General features: G+C 61.3%; 13 protein-coding genes. 10 read left to right on the forward strand and 3 right to left on the reverse strand.

Going from position 1 to position 17,647, the window contains the following annotated elements; all coding sequences use genetic code 11:
- Nucleotides 1-39 precede the first annotated feature (39 nt).
- From ACN9M3_RS16490 to ACN9M3_RS16505, 4 genes are all read left to right on the forward strand, one after another.
- On the forward strand, nucleotides 40-672 hold the full coding sequence (locus tag ACN9M3_RS16490) for a methylamine utilization protein (protein ID WP_426161514.1): 633 nt from the start codon (nucleotides 40-42) through the stop codon (nucleotides 670-672).
- 2 nt (nucleotides 673-674) lie between these two features.
- Complete coding sequence (locus ACN9M3_RS16495; protein ID WP_426161515.1) at nucleotides 675-3,050, forward strand: putative bifunctional diguanylate cyclase/phosphodiesterase; 2,376 nt, start codon at nucleotides 675-677, stop codon at nucleotides 3,048-3,050.
- Nucleotides 3,051-3,140: 90 nt separating this feature from the next.
- A complete protein-coding gene (locus tag ACN9M3_RS16500) occupies nucleotides 3,141-5,312 on the forward strand; it encodes a prolyl oligopeptidase family serine peptidase (RefSeq protein WP_426317978.1) in 2,172 nt (723 codons plus the stop codon).
- A gap of 2 nt (nucleotides 5,313-5,314) precedes the next feature.
- Nucleotides 5,315-7,720: a zinc-dependent metalloprotease gene (locus ACN9M3_RS16505; protein ID WP_426317979.1), complete on the forward strand. Its 2,406-nt coding sequence runs from the start codon at nucleotides 5,315-5,317 to the stop codon at nucleotides 7,718-7,720.
- A 16-nt stretch (nucleotides 7,721-7,736) separates the two neighbouring features.
- Here ACN9M3_RS16505 and ACN9M3_RS16510 read toward each other — a convergent pair whose 3' ends face one another.
- Together ACN9M3_RS16510 and ACN9M3_RS16515 are read right to left on the reverse strand one after the other, a co-directional pair.
- Nucleotides 7,737-9,116, reverse strand: coding sequence for a hypothetical protein (locus ACN9M3_RS16510; protein ID WP_426317980.1), 1,380 nt, complete (start codon nucleotides 9,114-9,116; stop codon nucleotides 7,737-7,739).
- Between the two features lie 82 nt (nucleotides 9,117-9,198).
- Complete coding sequence (locus ACN9M3_RS16515; RefSeq protein WP_426317981.1) at nucleotides 9,199-10,596, reverse strand: hypothetical protein; 1,398 nt, start codon at nucleotides 10,594-10,596, stop codon at nucleotides 9,199-9,201.
- A 237-nt stretch (nucleotides 10,597-10,833) separates the two neighbouring features.
- Here ACN9M3_RS16515 and ACN9M3_RS16520 point away from each other — a divergent pair, with 237 nt between their 5' ends.
- Nucleotides 10,834-11,301 carry a GNAT family N-acetyltransferase gene (locus ACN9M3_RS16520; protein WP_426317982.1) on the forward strand — a complete coding sequence of 156 codons (468 nt, stop codon included), beginning with the start codon at nucleotides 10,834-10,836 and terminating at the stop codon, nucleotides 11,299-11,301.
- Nucleotides 11,298-11,693 carry a GFA family protein gene (locus tag ACN9M3_RS16525; protein WP_426161521.1) on the forward strand — a complete coding sequence of 132 codons (396 nt, stop codon included), beginning with the start codon at nucleotides 11,298-11,300 and terminating at the stop codon, nucleotides 11,691-11,693. The genes ACN9M3_RS16520 and ACN9M3_RS16525 overlap by 4 nt, the downstream gene beginning before the upstream one ends.
- Before the next feature lie 22 nt (nucleotides 11,694-11,715).
- Here ACN9M3_RS16525 and ACN9M3_RS16530 read toward each other — a convergent pair whose 3' ends face one another.
- Nucleotides 11,716-12,291: a helix-turn-helix domain-containing protein gene (locus ACN9M3_RS16530; protein WP_426161522.1), complete on the reverse strand. Its 576-nt coding sequence runs from the start codon at nucleotides 12,289-12,291 to the stop codon at nucleotides 11,716-11,718.
- Nucleotides 12,292-12,405: 114 nt separating this feature from the next.
- On the opposite strand from ACN9M3_RS16530, the gene kbl reads away from it, so the two are divergent.
- The 4 genes from kbl (at nucleotide 12,406) to thrC (ending at nucleotide 17,645) form a co-directional block, all read left to right on the forward strand.
- Nucleotides 12,406-13,608, forward strand: a complete 1,203-nt coding sequence (gene kbl, locus ACN9M3_RS16535; protein WP_426161523.1) for a glycine C-acetyltransferase — start codon at nucleotides 12,406-12,408, stop codon at nucleotides 13,606-13,608.
- Between the two features lie 21 nt (nucleotides 13,609-13,629).
- Nucleotides 13,630-14,592, forward strand: a complete 963-nt coding sequence (locus ACN9M3_RS16540; RefSeq protein ID WP_426161524.1) for an NAD-dependent epimerase/dehydratase family protein — start codon at nucleotides 13,630-13,632, stop codon at nucleotides 14,590-14,592.
- A gap of 20 nt (nucleotides 14,593-14,612) precedes the next feature.
- Nucleotides 14,613-15,992 (forward strand): L-serine ammonia-lyase, encoded by a 1,380-nt coding sequence (locus ACN9M3_RS16545; RefSeq protein ID WP_426161525.1) that lies wholly within the window; start codon nucleotides 14,613-14,615, stop codon nucleotides 15,990-15,992.
- Nucleotides 15,993-16,169: 177 nt separating this feature from the next.
- Nucleotides 16,170-17,645: a threonine synthase gene (gene thrC, locus ACN9M3_RS16550; protein ID WP_426317983.1), complete on the forward strand. Its 1,476-nt coding sequence runs from the start codon at nucleotides 16,170-16,172 to the stop codon at nucleotides 17,643-17,645.
- Nucleotides 17,646-17,647: the final 2 nt, after the last annotated feature.

Raw genomic sequence — 17,647 nt, forward strand, 5'->3', positions numbered from 1 at the left:
TGGCGTTACAATAAGCTTCCACGTCCTTGACTGAGACCGATGCCGAGCCAGTTCTTGATCCGTTCCGCTGCATTGGCGGCCTGCTGTTTTTCCGGTGCCGCCGTCGCGGCCAGCGTTGCCGTGCACGTCGCCGATGGAAACGGCAAGCCGCTAGCCGATGCCGTGGTCTATCTCGAAGCCGATGGCGGCCAGCCGCTGCCCAAGCTGCAAAATGCCGGTGAAATCAGCCAGAAGGGCTTGAAGTTCATCCCCCTGGTAACGGTGATCCAGACCGGCAGCAAGATCTATTTCCCGAATAACGACAAGGTGCGGCACCATATCTATTCTTTTTCTGCGCCGCACAAATTCGACCAGAAGCTGTATTCCGGCACCACCGCCGACTCACAGACGTTCGACAAGCCGGGCACCGTGGTCCTGGGCTGCAATATCCACGACAAGATGATCGCCTACGTGCGTGTCGTCGACACGCCGTATTTCGGCAAGACCGATGCCACTGGAGACGTGGTGCTGGACGCTCCCGCCGGCAAATACATGCTGAAGGCCTGGCATCCCGATATGGCGGGCGGCAATCCTCAGGAGCAGGCCGTACGCCTGGCCGACGGCCCGGCTAGTGCCGCCTTCCGGCTCACGCTCAAGCGTCCTGCAAGCGATCCGGACGCGCAAGGCTACTGACCATGCGATTCCGCAGCCTCGAAAGCCGTATCGTCACGCTGTTCCTCGTGCTGCTGATCGTGGTGCAGCTGGTCGGGCTGGTCGTTATCCAGCGCGGCATCGATAGCAACGCACGGGCTGCGATCGCCTCGGAACTGGTCAACGGCAGCAAGGTCTTTGCGCGGCTGATGGACCAGAACGCGCAGAACCTGCGCAACGGCGCGCGCCTGCTATCGCGCGACGCCGGCTTCCTGTCGGCGATCGGGAATACGGACGACGATGATCGCGCCACCATCGAATCGGCGCTGGCCAACCATGGCCGCCGCATCAAGGCCGCCATGACCATGCTGGTGAGCCCGGAGCGCAAGGTTGTCGCTTCGACCAGCGATGCGCAGGCCGCGGGACTGGAGCACATGGTGATGGCCATGCTGGACAAGGCCGAGCAGGGCGAAGGCGCGAATGGCATTGCCATCGTCGAGCGGCTGCCGTACCAGGTCGTCGTGGTGCCGGTAAAGGCGCCGGTGACGATCGGCTTCGTGGTGATGACCTTCCCGCTGGATGAACGCCTGGCGCGCGACATGCAGGAAACCACGGCGCTGCAAACCCTGCTGCTGACACGCGATGCGAACGGGCGCTGGCTCCCCGTGGCGTCCAGTCTTGCGCCGGCCGCCGTGGAGCGCTTCATGCAGCAGCTGCAAGGCATGGGCGGCATGCCAGCCGAAGCGTTCGACGTCGACGTCGGCGGCGACAAGCTCAGCGTGCACATGACCAAGATTGGCGTGGACGATGGCAATGTCGCGGTGGCGATGCTGGGCCGCTCGATCGACGAAGCAACTGCGGAATATGCGCGCCTGGAGCGCTGGCTGCTCGGCTTGACTGTCGTTGGCATGGTGGTGTGCGTGGTGGCCAGCGTGCTGACAGCCAAGCGCATCGCGCAGCCGCTTCGCCAGCTGGCCGATACCGCCAAGAAGCTGGAGCAGGGCGATTACAAGGTCGATATCGGCTCTTCCCGCGCCGACGAGATCGGCGAACTGGCGCACGCCTTTGGCAGCATGCGCGACGGTATCGCCAAGCGCGAGCAGGAAATCCGCCGGCTGGCGTACTGGGATCCCTTGACCAACCTGCCGAATCGCGCCCAGTTCCTGCTGCTGCTGAACGAAGCCATTGGCGAAGCGCGCAAGCGCGGCGGTTCGGTGTATGTGCTGATGATGGACCTGGACCGCTTCAAGCATGTGAACGACGTGATGGGCCACAGTTTCGGCGACGCCTTGCTGAAGCAGGTGGCGGGCCGGCTGATGCAAAAGCTGGCCAATCGCCGCCAGCCGGCCCAGGTGGCGCGCCTGGGCGGCGACGAATTCGCCGTGCTGCTGGCCGGCTCCAACCTGGACCAGGCCGTGGTCGTCGCAGCGGAGATCCTGCAGGCGCTGGAATCGCCGCTGTCGCTGGACGAGCAGATGGTCGACATCGGGGCTGGCATCGGCATCGCCGGCTTCCCCGAGAACGGCGTCGACGGCGAAGAGTTGCTGAGCAAGTCGGAAATCGCCATGTACACCGCCAAGCAGCGCAACGAAGGCGCCGTGGTCTATGAGGACGCGATCGATAAAGGCAGCCAGCAAAGCCTGTCGCTGCTGACGGAACTGCGCCAGGCGGTGGAGGGCAATCAGTTGCGCCTGTTCGTGCAGCCGAAGGTGACCCTGGCCACCGGCCACGTCGTGGGCATGGAAGCGCTGGTGCGCTGGCAGCATCCGGTGCGCGGCAACGTTTTCCCCGACCAGTTCATCCCGTTTGCCGAGCAGACCGGTTTTATCCGCGTGATCACGCACTGGGTGCTGGAGCGCTCGGCGGAGTTGTGCCATGAACTGGCGCAACGCGGCATTCACCTCAAGGTCTCGGTCAACCTTTCCACGCGCGACCTGCTGGACCAGGAATTGCCATTCAAGTTCGGCGAGATCTTCATGCGCCACCACGTTTCGCCTGGCGCGTTCTGCCTGGAGATCACGGAAAGCGCGATCATGGACGACCCGGTGCGCGCCCAGCAAACGCTGGAACGGCTGCATGGCATGGGCTGCGATCTCTCGATTGACGATTTCGGCACAGGGTATTCTTCGCTGGCCTACCTGAAACGATTGCCCGTCGACGAACTGAAAATCGACAAATCGTTTGTACTGAACATGGCGAATGACGTGGGCGACGCAAAGATCGTGCGCTCGACCATCGACCTTGGCCACAATATGGGCCTGCGCGTGGTGGCCGAAGGCATCGAGAGCGAGGCCGCGTGGAACATCCTGGCGGAGATGGGCTGCGACCAGGGGCAGGGCTATTACATGAGCCGCCCGATGCCGGCCGGCGAACTGGCGGGCTGGGTCGAGAACTGGAAAGCGTCAGCATTGGCCGAATAATAGCTGGCGCCGCCGGCTTCGGAGAGTTACTTATTCGTCAAAGTTCACGTTATGATCGCTGCCGCATCATAACTACTCTACGGACGACCAATGCCATTCAAGCGCGCCACCCTAGCACTCTCGCTGTTCGCCGCCTTCTCCGCACCTGCCTTTGCCCAGACCTGCCCGTCGACTGCGCCGGCCGTGGCCTATCCGGATTCCAGGAAGGCCGACCAGCAGGACAACTATCACGGCACCATGGTCGCCGATCCATACCGCTGGCTGGAAGACGCCAACAGCGACGAGACCAAGGCCTGGGTGGTTGCGCAGAACAAGGTAACGCAAGCGTGGCTGGGTCAGATCCCGGAACGGGAGGCGATCAAGGCGCGGCTTACCAAGCTGTGGAACTACGAGCGTTATAGCGTGCCATCGAAGAAAGGCGGCCGCTACTTCTACAGCCGCAACGACGGCCTGCAGAACCAGGCGGTCCTGTACACGGCGAGGAGCTTGTCCGAAACCCCGCGCGTGCTGCTCGACCCCAACGCGCTGGCCACTGACGGCACTGTGGCGCTGGCGGCCACCGCCGTGAGCCCGAATGGGAAATTCCTGGCATACAGCACCGCCGCATCGGGCTCCGACTGGAACGAAATCAAGGTGCGCGATATCGCGACCGGCAAGGACCTGGCCGACCATATCAGGTGGGTCAAGTTCTCCAACACCGCATGGGCCGCGGATGGTTCCGGCTTCTACTACAGCCGCTACGACGAGCCGACCGAAGAGAGCAAGCTGGCCGGCGTGAACTACTTCCAGAAGGTCTACTTCCACAAGCTGGGCACCCGGCAAGACAGCGATGCGCTGGTTTATCACCGTCCGGACCAGAAAGAATGGGGCTTTGGCGCTGAAGTAAGCGACGATGGCCGCTACTTGGTGATCAACGGTTCGCATGGCACCGAAGCCAGGAACCGTGTCTTCGTCAAAGACCTGAAGGCCAGGGACGCGCAAGTGGTTGGCCTGCTGGAAGCCTTCGATGCCTCCTACAACTTCATCGACAATGAAGGCCCGGTGTTCTACTTCCTGACCGATAAGAATGCGCCGCGCTCGCGCATCATCGCTATCGATATCCGCAAGCCCGCCATGGAAAACTGGAAGGAAATCGTTCCGGAAGCGCAGCAAACCCTGGCCGGCGCCAGCATCGTCAACAAGCAGCTGGTGCTGAATTACCTGAGCGACGCGCATAGCGCAGTCAAGGTGTTCGACCTGAAAGGCCAACCGGTACGCGAGATAGCGTTGCCGGGCCTGGGCACCGCGTCCGGCTTCGGCGGCAAGGCAAGCGACACGGAGACGTTCTACGCCTACACCAGCTTTACCACGCCGACCACGATCTACCGCCTGGACATGAAGAGCGGCAAGTCGAGCGTCTATCGCCAGCCGAAGGTCGACTTCGATCCGAGCGCCTTCGACACACGCCAGGAGTTCTTCACCAGCAAGGACGGCACCAGGGTGCCGATGTTCATCGTGTCGAGGAAGGGGATGAAGCTGGATGGCAGCAATCCCACCTACCTGTACGGCTACGGCGGCTTCAATATTTCTCTGACCCCGAGCTTCTCGGTCTCGAACCTGGCATGGCTTGAAATGGGCGGCGTGTACGTCGTTGCCAACCTGCGCGGCGGCGGCGAATACGGCGAGGCCTGGCACAAGGCCGGCACCAAGCTGCAAAAGCAGAACGTGTTCGATGACTTCATCGGCGCGGCGGAATGGCTGGTGGCGAACAAGGTGACGTCGCCAGCCAAGCTGTCGATCGGCGGCGGCTCGAATGGCGGCCTGCTGGTTGGCGCCGCGATGACCCAGCGCCCGGACTTGTTCGGTGCGGCGGTGCCGGCGGTCGGCGTGATGGACATGCTGCGCTTCCAGAAGTTCACCATCGGCTGGGCATGGGCCTCGGATTATGGCTCCTCCGACAACGCGGACGAGTTCAAGGCCCTGCTCAAGTACTCGCCGCTGCATAACCTGAAGCAGGGCGGCTGCTACCCGGCCACCATGGTGATGACTGCCGACCACGATGACCGTGTGGTGCCGGCGCACAGCTTCAAGTTTGCCGCCGCAGCGCAAGCCGCGCAGGCAGGCGCCGCGCCAATCCTGATCCGCATCGATTTCAAGGCAGGCCATGGCGCAGGCAAGCCGACCACCAAGCAGATCGAGGAAGTGGCAGACCGTTGGGGCTTCCTGACCCGTGCGCTGGACATGCATCCCGCGGCAGCGGCAACGACCACCGGCGGCCAGTAAGCATGCGCGCGCTCCTGCCGCTGTGGACAGCTTTGCTTGCGCCGGCCGCTGCGGCGCAAGCGCCTGAATCATTCTCCGAGCAGACCCGGTCGCTCGCGGTGCAGCCGGGCTTCATCGAAGTCTGGCGCGACGCGGCGAAGGGCAGGGTGCTGCTCTCCGTGCGAGAACTGAACCAGTCCTTCCTGCTGGTCTCGTCCTTGCCACATGCCCTGGGCTCCAATGACGTCGGCCTGGACCGCGGCCAGCCGGGCAGCCCGAAACTGGTAAGTTTCCAGAAGTTCGGCAACCGCCTGTTCCTGGTGCAAGAGAACACGCGCTTTGTAGCGCGTTCCTTGGATGCAGACGAGCGCAATGCCGTGGCGGAGTCGTTTGCGGGTGCGGTGTTGTGGTCGGGCGAGATCATCGCCAGCGAGGGTGCACGCAACCTGGTCGACTTCTCCAGTTTCCTGCTGGCCGACCAGCACGGCGTGGTGCAGCGGCTCGACGAGACCAGGCAGGGCGCCTATCGCGTGGACGAAAAACGCAGCGCCGTGCTGGCGGCGGAAGCCAAGGCATTCCCAGACAATATTGAGCTTGAGTCCTTGCTGACGTTTGCCGGGCCAGGTACCGGTGAATACGTCAAGCAGGTGGCGGCCGATCCGGCCAGCCTGTCCATGCGCCAGCATATTTCGATGGTGCGACTGCCGGACAATGGCTACAAGCCGCGCCGCTACCACCCGTTTTCCGGCGGCTTTGACACGGCCTATTATGATTTCGCCACGCCACTTGCCAGCAGCCTTGACGTGCGCTGGCAAGTGCGCCATCGCCTCGAAAAAGGCGGCAAGCCTATCGTCTACTACCTGGACCGCGGCGCGCCGGAGCCCGTTCGCTCGGCGCTGCTCGAAGGTGCGCGCTGGTGGACAAGCGCCTTTGAAAAAGCGGGTTTCAAGGACGGCTTTCGTGTCGAGCTGATGCCGGAAGGGGCTGACCCGGCCGACGTGCGCTATAACGTGATCACCTGGGTGCACCGCGCCACGCGTGGCTGGTCGTATGGCAATGCGATTGCCGATCCGCGCACGGGCCAGGTGATTCGCGGCGCGGTGACGCTCGGCTCGCAGCGCGTGCGACAAGATATCCTGATTGCGGAGGCCTTGCTGGCGCCTTACGGCAAATCTGCCCCCGCCGAGCGCCGCAAGCTTGCAGAGGAAATGGCGCTGGCACGCCTGCGCCAGCTTGCAGCCCATGAGGTAGGACATACCCTTGGCTTTGCACACAACTTTGCGGCGAGCCGGCAGGGCAACGGTTCGGTAATGGATTACCCGCATCCAGTGCTGAAACTCGGCTCCGGTGGCGCGATTGACTTGCAGGACGCCTACGGCACAGGCGTTGGCGCCTGGGACGATTACGTGGTCAAGCACATTTATGGCGATTTCGGCAGCGGCGAAGCAGAAGCTGCCGGCCTGGCCAGGTTGCGCAGCGACGCTCGCGCCGCTGGCCTGCAATATGTCTCGGACGAGGACTCGCGCGCGGCCGGCGCATCGCATCCGAATGGGCTGTTGTGGGACTTTGGCCCGGACACCCTGAAAACCTGGGATCAGCTCGGCACCATCCGGCGCAGAGCGCTGGACAACTTCTCGCTTGACGTCCTGTCCGACGAGCGCCAGGCCGGCGAACTGGAGGCGCGCCTGGTACCGGTGTACCTGTTGCAACGTTATCAGGGCGAAGCCGTGGCCCGCTTGCTGGCTGGCGGCGAATACGAATCCGCCACCAGTGCCGACATCCGTGCCGGGCGCGCTGCCGCGGGCATCAAGGTTACGCCTGCCCCAACCCAGCGCGCCGCGCTGTCAAGGTTGGCCGATACGCTGCGTGCCGAATACCTTGCTTTGCCGGCGGGCGTACTCGACCAGTTGTCGCCGCCATCGACAGGCTTTGAACGCAACAAAGAGTACTTCGGCACCCGCATGACCGCGGTCTTCGACGCGCTGTCCGCAGCCGAAACGGCCGCAGCGCAGACAGCGAGCTTCCTGTTCGAAGCCGGCCGCCTGAACCGCCTGTACTGGCAGCACGCACGCGACGCTGCAATGCCAGGCGCCGACGAAGTCGTCGAAGCCGCGCTGTCGCGTGGCTGGAAGCGCGGTCCAATGCCCGTCAAAGTGGTCGGTGGCGAGGCCGTCCAACTGGCCGCAAACTGGGTCGTGCTCGATGCGCTCCTCCAGGCGCTGGACGGCGGCAAGCTCCATGCCAACGTCGACGCCGGGCTGCGCCAGCAGCTGCGTGAGTTCGCCGGCTGGTTGAAAGCAAATCCGGGCAAGGGCACCACCGCCGCCAGCCGCGCCCAGGCAGCCGACCATGTACTGCGCTACCTGGCCGATCCGCGCAGCGTCAAGCTTCGCGCTTTGCCGGCCATTCCGCCTGGCGCGCCAATCTGATTGAGGACCGCCGGGGTCAGGGCGGGGCCATCGGCGGCAGCTGCGGCATGACGGTGGAAAGCCAGCAGAGGATCTGCAGGCCTTTTACCTCCAGGGTGTCCTTGTTCAGGGTCGAATCGCGAATGTCGAAATAGCCCAGGGCAGTCGCCTGACCGAGGTTTTGCCGGTCCTCCTTCGACCAGTTGGCGGTAATCTTCAGGTCACGGATGACGATGAACGATGTGGGCAGCAACGGGAACATGCCTGGATTGTCGGTGCCGGAGCCATTGGAATATTCGCCGGCCTTGGTGCCGTACATGTACCAGTTTTTGGTTTTCAGCAGGGCGAGCTTGAACCAGCTGCGGTCGATGTTCACGCGGCAGTACCTGAAGGAGATGCTGAAGTTGTCGCTGGCGCCGGCGGGTTTGGTCTGCAATTCTTCGTTGACGAGGTTCACCAGGTGGTAGCGGTTGGCGACGTCAATGCGTCCGACGTTCAGGTCCTTCTGCGTCAGGTCAACCGCCTGGAGCTGCTTGGCCAGGTTATACCTGTTGTAGGAGCTTGCGGGCGCGCTTTTCTGCTTGAACAAGGTCTGGGCGTTCGCCTTGGCCAGGTTGGCGACGAATACGGGTGACTTGGTCACATCCATGACAGCCGGCTTGGCTCCGGCGAGGGGAGCGATGGCAGGCATTGCCTTGATTGCCGTTGCCGCATGCAGGTTCAAGGGCTTTGTCACCACGGGGATCGGCCCGATGGGTTTGGCGAGCGCCAGCTGTGCTCTTTTTACGATCAACTGGTTTGCATTGGCCTTGATCAAGTTGGCCTTCGTGACGTCTGCCGGCCGCAGTTTCCATACGCCTTTGTTGACCAGTGTCGGCCCGCCTGCCTTGACAAACTGGGAAGTCTGCGCCGCCGGCTTGATCGCCCCGGATTGCATGTTAAGCGTAGGCCAGAACTGCGCTGCAGCCTCGTCGTACCAGTTGGACGGTGTTGCAAGGCAGGGATAGTAGAAGGAATTGGGATCGGTTGCGCTGCCGGTCCTGGCTTGAAGGAACTCGTATTGCGAGTCACTGAACATCTTGTACATCGGATTGGTGCCGATGTTGTCCGGTGTTGCGCCGCCCGGGATTGCGCCGGTCAGCAGGATTTCGTACAGGTCATCCACTTCGAGCCCGGAGTTCTGGAAGTAGGCGTTGGCCAGCGATGGCGCGATGTTCGCTATATGCGAGAACGTTTCCTTTGCGACCTGGGGATCGTAGGGACCGTTCGGGTTGTTGGCCGGCTTGAAGTCCTGCGCGGAGAGCGAGAATCCCGGCCAGGCCATTTGCATGACGGTGGAGGGATTCGCGTCCGATATGTTCAGCAGCCTTGCCAGTTCGTCATACACCGCGCCGATAAAGTCGACGGTATTGGACATGGAACCCCCTTGCTGAAAGCAGCGTGCTCAAATGGCGGCTCCGTACGGAGCCGCCTCTCATGGCTTCAACCAGGGCGAAACACTAGGCCGGCGGGCTGTATGGCACGACCTGGCTGATGAAGCCGATGATCTGCACGCCCGGTACCGTGATCGTCCCCGCCGCCAGCGCCGACGAGAATTTCTGGTTGGTGCTGGAGTGGGCATAGTTGCCGGAGATGCTGAAAGGCCCGATCCCGAAACCGCCTCCGCCGCTGGTTTTCGAAGTGATCAGGTCCCAGTCCGCCTTGGCCCAGTTGGCGGAGATCTTCAGCTTGCGCACAACCACGAAGGAGGTTGGCAACAGCGGCATCAGCTCACCGTCCTGGTGTGCCTTGCTGCCGTTGGAAAGCGTTCCTTTCTTGTACAGGTTGCCGAGGTCCCAGCCCTTGGTTGAGAGCAGGCTGGCCTGCATCCACGGGCGGCGGATGGTGACCAGCGTGTATTCAAAGCTGACGCGCAGGCCGTTGGTCTCCGAGCTGGCGTGCTGCTGCGAGCTGCTATGCCCGGCCGAACCGCCAATGCTGAACAGGCCGAGGCTGAAGCCCGCCGAACCGCCATAGGACGTGAAGTCGGACGAGGAACTGTTTGCCACGCTGCTCGATGCCGAGTCGAAGGTGGTCCAGCCGCTGGATTTGCTGGTGCTGCTATACCAGTCCGACGGCAGCAGCTGCACGCGGTACACCTTGGGCGAGAGACCGGTGCCGGTGTCGTTCAACACCACGCCGTAGCCTTCAAACAGGTCCTGCGCCTGCTTCCAGGCCAATTGCAGTGCATTCTGGACGGAGGTCGTTTTGATCGCCAGGTTTTGTTCGACCTTGTTGGCATCTTCAGCGCGCCAGCGGTCATAGGCGGTCTTCACAGGGATTTGCAAGGTCGATGCGAGCATCGGCCAGGTATTCTTGCCGGTCGTGGTTTTCTGGGCTTCCAGGAAGGCGCCAATGTAGGCGATACGTGCATTGTTGTACGCGGCCTGGTTGTCCAGGTAGTCGCGGTAAACCTGCGATTCGATCTTCTTCTTCGACTCTTCGCCGGTGTCCGGATCGGTCACGGTAATCGTGCGGAAGAGGTAGTTCTCAGCATCGGTGAGCTGCTTCTCGACTGCCGGATTAGGCGGTTGTGCAGGAATGTGCACGCCGTCCAGCATCTGTTTGTACATCTCGCTGATCTTGCGCGTGCTGTCGGTATAGATGGCCGACATCTTTGGCGCTACGTCCACCAATTCTGCGGTGTTGATGGCGGCGTCCTGGCTGCCATTGCTGTTACCCGGAGTCCAAGGATTGCGGAAGTCGGCTGAATTGATGGCGAGGCCGGGCTTCATCAATGAGAGTACGGTGGACGAAGCCTGGAGGACGGGTTTGCCGCCAGGTTCAGCCTGCGTGACGGAATTGAAGATGTTGTCGAAGATGTTTTGGATCAGCTTTGCTACTTCAGCTTGTGTCATGGTAGCGCTCCTCACCAGATGATTGAGTTTTTATGGCGCGCCTGTACGCGCAGGATCCGTGCTGCTTGCAACCGGTTGACGATCAATGAATTGAATGGATTGCCAGTTAAATATAGACGGCCGAGCCGCCTAGACATACACGCTTTGTCACAGCCTCGAAATTTGTTGCGGAGCGCTTGGGCAGAAACGCAGCCGTGCTAACATTTGCGGAATTTTCAATCAACTGTGTCCTTCAGCATGAGTGAATTCCGCATCACCACAAAAGCAGGCGAGCTGGATACTGGGCTCGTGCACCGATTCCTTTCGGAGCAGAGCAGTTGGGCGAAGGGCATTTCCCGCGACCTGGTCGAACGTTCGATTGCGAACTCGCTTTGTTTTGGCGGCTTCCTGGGGCGGGAGCAAATCGCATTTGCGCGCGTGATCTCCGATTACACGACCTTTGCAAACCTGGTGGACGTCTTCGTCCTGCCCGGACATCGGGGAAAAGGGTACAGCAAGGAGCTGATGGCTGCAGTCTTCGCACATCCCGAACTTCAGGGTTTGCGCCGCTTTACGCTTGCCACTGGCGATGCGCATGGACTGTATGCGCAGTATGGCTTCACTGCGCCTTTGTATCCGCAATCGCTCATGGAGCGCTATTTCCCGGGAATGTACGAAGCGAAGCCAGACCTTCAGGTCAAACATCCATCAGGAGCAATGCGATGACAAAACGCCTCGCGTCTTGCAGTTGTGGTCAGCTCACCGCCGAAGTGATTGGCGAACCAGTCAGGATCTCGATCTGCCATTGCCTGGCGTGCCAGCGCAGGACTGGCAGTGTGTTCGGCGAGCAGGCCAGGTTCCCGCGTGAGAACGTCACCGTGTCTGGAACTTCGACCGAGTACGTGCGGATTGGCGATGAAGGCGGCAAGGCCACATTTCATTTCTGCCCGACTTGCGGCTCGACGGTCTATTACGGCCTCGATAGCATCGATGGCTTCGTCGGAATTCCGGTCGGGGCTTTTGCAGATCCTGGCTTTCCCGCGCCGCGGGTGTCGGTCTACGAAGAACGAATGCACGCCTGGGTGGTTCCGCCGCCCGATGCGGAGCGGATCCCCTGATTGCCGCCGCACGGTTCCACCGCTAGCGGTGGATCACCACCAGCAGTGCCTTGGCTTCAGTCTTGCCTGGGTTGCGGATGGCGTGGTGCACGTCTGCGGCGTAGCGTGCCGTGCCGCCCAGCTTGATTTTCTTCTTGTTGGCGCCGACTTCCAGCTCCATCGAGCCGTGCAGGATGGTGAGGTGCTCGGTGGTGCCGGGATCGTGCGGTTGCGACACCAGTTCGCCGCCTGCCGACAGGGTCAGCTCGTACCATTCGTATTTGCCGGCCAACTCCATCGGTCCCAGGATGCGCAGCACATAGCCGGCGTGGGCGCCGGGCAGGGTAGGGGTTTCGTGTGCATCGATCAACTTTATCGCTTCGACATCCTTCTCGACATCGGAGAGCAGTTCGCCGATCTGCACGCCCAGCGCATTGGCCAGGCGCCAGGTGATGGCAATGGTCGGATTGGCCTTCTCGCGCTCAATCTGGGACAGCATGGATTTGGAAACCCCGGCAATGCGGGACAGGTCTTCCAGCGTCAGGCCGCGGGCCAGGCGCAGTCGTTGCAGGGCGGCGCCGACTTCCGGCGGGGCGTTGGTTGAAATGTTCGGCTTCACGCTTGCAGAGTTCAATATAGTAAAGTAGGATTCCGTATATCGAATTTACGTTCAATATAGTGAATTCCGGCCTTATTAGTGAAATAAGAGTAAACTTTACATCAGAGGACGACCATGAGCCAAGCGACGAATGCGTTTTACACCGGCCTGCAACAAAACCTGGAAAAGCTGCGCAGCGATGGCCTCTACAAGCCAGAGCGCGTGATCGCTTCCCGCCAGGGCAGCGAGGTGCAATCGGAAGACGGTCGTACCCTGATTAATATGTGCGCCAACAATTACCTCGGCCTGTCGGGCCAGGAATGGGTGGCGCAGGCCTCCATCGCGGCAACCGAGAAATACGGTTACGGCTTGTCCTCGGTGCGCTTCATTTGCGGCACCCAGACCGTGCACAAGCAACTGGAGAAGGCAATCTCCGAATTCCTGGGCACCGAAGACACCATCCTGTACGCGGCAGCATTTGACGCCAACGGCGGCGTATTCGAGCCTTTGTTCGATGAAAACGACGCCATCATCTCCGACGCGCTGAACCACGCATCGATCATCGACGGCATCCGCCTGTGCAAGGCAGCGCGCTTCCGCTACGCGCACAACGACATGGCCGACCTGGAAAAGCAATTGCAGGCGGCCGCCGACAAGCGCCACAAAGTCATCGTGACCGACGGCGTGTTCTCGATGGACGGCACGATTGCGCAGCTGGACAAGATCGTCGAGCTGGCGGAGAAATACGGCGCCCTGGTCATGATCGACGAATGCCATGCTTCCGGCTTCATGGGCAAGACCGGCCGCGGCACCCACGAGCACCATAATGTGCTGGGCAAGATCGACATCATCACCGGCACCCTGGGCAAGGCCCTGGGCGGCGCGATGGGCGGTTTCACTTCCGGCCGCAAGGAAGTCATCGACACCCTGCGCCAGAAATCGCGTCCTTACCTGTTCTCGAACACCCTTGCGCCGGCCATCGCCGGCGCTTCGCTGGAAGTGTTGAAGCGCTTGTCCGCTTCGACCGAGCTGCGCGACCGCCTGCATGAAAACACCGCCTACTTCCGCAAGGAGATCGAGCGCATCGGCTTCACCATCAAGCCGGGCACCCATCCGGTCGTGCCGGTGATGCTGTTCGATGCGCCGGTAGCACAGAAGTTCGCGGCCCGCATGTATGAACTGGGCGTGCTGCTGTCCGGCTTCTTCTATCCGGTGGTGCCGATGGGCCAGGCGCGCGTGCGCGTGCAGCTTTCCGCCGCCCACACCCGCGAGCAGCTGGACAAGGTCCTCGCAGCATTCGAACAAGCCGGCAAAGAGCTGGGCATCATCAAGAACTAATCTGGAATATAGGTAGGAATCATGGAACGCATTCTCGTCATCGGCGCCAACGGCCAAATCGGTAGTGAACTGGTGGAAGCCCTGGCAAGACAGCACGGCGAACAGAACGTCATCGCAACCGATATCAGCCCGGTCAACAAGTACAACGCAGCCCGCTACCAGGTGCTGAACGTGATGGACAAGGCCGCACTGCAAGCATTGGTTGCTGCCGAAGGCATCACGCAGGTGTACCAGCTCGCTGCGATGCTGTCCGCCACGGGCGAGGCGGCTCCGCTGAAGGCGTGGGACCTGAACATGGACGGCCTGCTGAACATCCTGGAAGTGGCGCGTGAACGCGGCGAACAGGGCAAGCCGCTGCGCATCTTCTGGCCGTCGTCGATCGCCGCCTTCGGCCCGAACACTCCGGCCGAGAACACCCCGCAGTACACGGTGATGGACCCGACCACGATTTACGGCATTTCCAAGCTGGCAGGCGAACGACTGTGCGAATACTACTTCCTGAAGTATGGCGTGGACGTGCGTTCGATCCGCTACCCAGGCATCATCAGCTTCAAATCGCCTCCAGGCGGCGGCACCACCGACTACGCAATCGCGATTTTCCACGCCGCGCTGCGCGGTGAACGCTACGATTGTTTCCTCGGCCCGAAGACCACTTTGCCGATGATCTACATGCCTGACGCGATTCGCGCAACCATTGAATTGATGGACGCACCGGCTTCACAAATCAAGATTCGTTCGTCGTACAATGTCGCCGGCGTTTCCTTCAACCCGGAAGAACTGGCCGCGGCGATTACCCGCGCACTGCCTGAGTTCAAGATCGCCTACACGCCGGACAGCCGGCAGGCCATCGCCGACAGCTGGCCGCGCAGCCTGGATGACTCCCAGGCGACCGCGGACTGGAACTGGAAAGCGAAGATCGGCGTGGAAGAGATGGTGAAGGATATGCTGGCAAATATCGACGTGAGCCTCAGCGAGGCCGCATAACTAGAGAGAGACAAGCAACAATGGACATGAGTGTTTTCGACTTATTCAAGATTGGCATTGGCCCATCGAGTTCGCATACGGTGGGACCAATGGTGGCGGCACGCCGCTTCCTGGTCGAAAACTGTCCATTGGACGATGTCGCTTCGGTGACGGCCGAGCTTTACGGTTCGCTGGCCTTGACTGGCGTCGGCCACGGCACTGACAAGGCCGTGCTGCTTGGCCTGATGGGCGAGACGCCGCAGGGCGTCGATCCGGATGCGGTGGAAGACATGCTGGCGGCAGCCGACGTGGACGGAGAGTTGCGCCTGCTGGGCGAAAAGGCCATTCCATTCACGCGCAAGCAGCACCTGGTGTTCCATATGGCCGAGAACCTGCCGGAGCATCCGAACGGCATGCGCTTTACGCTGACGCGCGCAGACGGCAGTTCGGTTTCCAGGATTTACTACTCTGTGGGCGGTGGCTTCATTCGCGCAGAAGGCGAAGAGGCAAGCACGGATGGCAAGCCTGCCGTTCGCCTGCCATACCCGTTCAACACAATGGCCGAGCTGCTGGGCCATGGCGTCAGCAGCGGCAAGACCATTCCGCAAATGCTGCGCGCAAACGAGCTGACGCGCATCAGCGAAACTGAACTCAACGAAGGCATGGACCGCATCTGGCACGTCATGCGCGACTGTATCCAGCATGGCCTGGAGACCCGCGGCCAGTTGCCGGGCGGCTTGAACGTGAAGCGCCGCGCGGCCGATCTGTGGCGCCAGGCCCAGGGCGGCGACCGTGCCAATCAGCTGCCGCACGATGCGCTGAACGGCGTGAGCCTGTATGCGATGGCGGTCAATGAGGAGAATGCAGCGGGCGGACGTGTTGTAACGGCGCCTACAAATGGGGCTGCCGGCATCATTCCCGCTGTGCTGAAATACTATGCGGAAGACTGCAAACCGGTCGACCCGGTTTCCGGCGTGCGTGCGTTTTTGCTGACGGCTGCGGCGATTGGCATGCTGTGCAAACGCAATGCTTCGATCTCCGGGGCGGAAGTAGGGTGCCAGGGCGAGGTTGGCGTTGCATGCGCGATGGCGGCTGCCGGCCTGGTGGCGGCCTTGGGCGGTTCCAATGCGCAGATCGAAAATGCGGCGGAGATCGGGATCGAGCATCACCTGGGCATGACTTGCGACCCGATCGGCGGCCTGGTGCAGATTCCTTGCATTGAACGCAATGGCATGGGGGCGGTGAAGGCGATCACCGCTGCATCGCTGGCCATGAAGGGCGATGGAACCCACTTCGTCACGCTGGATAATGTGATTGAGACCATGCGCCAGACTGGCGCTGACATGCAGGCCAAGTATAAAGAGACTTCGCTGGGCGGCCTGGCGATTCATGTGGTGTCGGTGAATCACGCCGCCTGCTAAAACCGGCAAACCAGTGTCAGGCCCGCGGGGCCTGACACTATGACGCGGCGGCTGGGGGTCAGGCACCGGTTCACCGGTTTTCGATAGAAAATTTCAAAAACTGGCTTAATTCACATAGAAACTCCGGCCAGACTATAATAGGTGTCCGTTTTCACCCGCCACCGGACTTTCTACTTTATGCAATACGTGTCTACCCGGGCCGACGCGTCGGCTGCATCGCACTCCCTCCAGCAATTTTCCGACATCCTCCTGGGTGGTCTGGCGCCAGACGGCGGCCTGTACCTGCCAGTCGAGTACCCTCAGGTTAACGGCGAAGAGCTGAACAAGTGGCGCCACCTTTCCTACGCTGACCTGGCGGTAGAAATCCTGAAGAAATTTGCCGGCGACATTCCGGAAGCCGACCTGCGCTCCCTGGCTAAAAAGACTTATACCGCCGACGTGTACCGCAACGTGCGTGAAGGTGAAAACGCAGCCGACATCACCCCGCTGCGCGTGCTGGAAGAGACCGACGGCAAGAAACTGGTGCTGCAATCGCTGTCCAACGGCCCGACGCTGGCCTTCAAGGACATGGCAATGCAGTTGCTCGGCAACCTGTTCGAATATGCCCTGGCCAAGCAGGACGCGCAGCTGAACATTTTCGGCGCCACCTCGGGCGACACTGGCAGCGCCGCCGAATACGCGATGCGTGGCAAAAAAGGCATCAAAGTCTTCATGCTGTCGCCGCACAAGAAGATGAGTGCCTTCCAGACCGCCCAGATGTTCAGCCTGCAGGATCCGAACATCTTCAACATCGCGGTAGAAGGTGTATTCGACGACTGCCAGGACATGGTGAAGGCGGTGTCGAACGACCTGGAATTCAAGGCCCGCCACAAGATCGGCACCGTGAATTCCATTAACTGGGCGCGTGTCGTGGCGCAGGTCGTGTACTACTTCCGTGGCTATCTCGCGGCGACCAGGAGCAATGAACAAAAGGTGTCGTTCACCGTCCCATCGGGCAATTTCGGCAATATCTGCGCCGGCCATATCGCCCGCCAAATGGGCCTGCCGATCGACAAGCTGGTGGTCGCCACCAACGAAAACGACGTGCTGGACGAGTTTTTCCGCACCGGAATTTACCGCGTGCGCAAATCGGCCGAGACCTACCACACCTCCAGTCCATCGATGGACATCTCCAAAGCTTCCAATTTCGAGCGCTTCGTGTTCGACCTGGTAAAGGGCGACGGCAAACGCGTGCGCGAACTGTTCAGGAAAGTGGAAACCGACGGCGGCTTCGACCTGTCGGGCGCGCCCGGCAGCGACGGCGACGAATTCAAGCTGGTGGGCAATTACGGCTTCAAGTCGGGCAAATCCACGCACGATGACCGTGTGCAGACCATTCGCGACGTGGCTGACGATTACGGCATCGTGATCGACACCCACACCGCCGACGGCATCAAGGTTGCCAAGGAATACATGGAGCCGGGCGTGCCGATGATCGTGCTGGAAACCGCTCTGGCCGCCAAATTCAATGAAACCATCCTGGAAGCACTGGGCGAAGATGCCGAGCGTCCGGCAGGTTTCGAGAACATCGAAGCGCTGCCGCAGCGCTTCGAAGTCATGCCGGCCGACGTGAGCAGGATGAAGGCTTACATCGCCGCCAATACAGGACTGTAAAA

The organism is Pseudoduganella sp. R-43, from assembly GCF_049913255.1.
GTDB lineage: Bacteria > Pseudomonadota > Gammaproteobacteria > Burkholderiales > Burkholderiaceae_D > Rugamonas.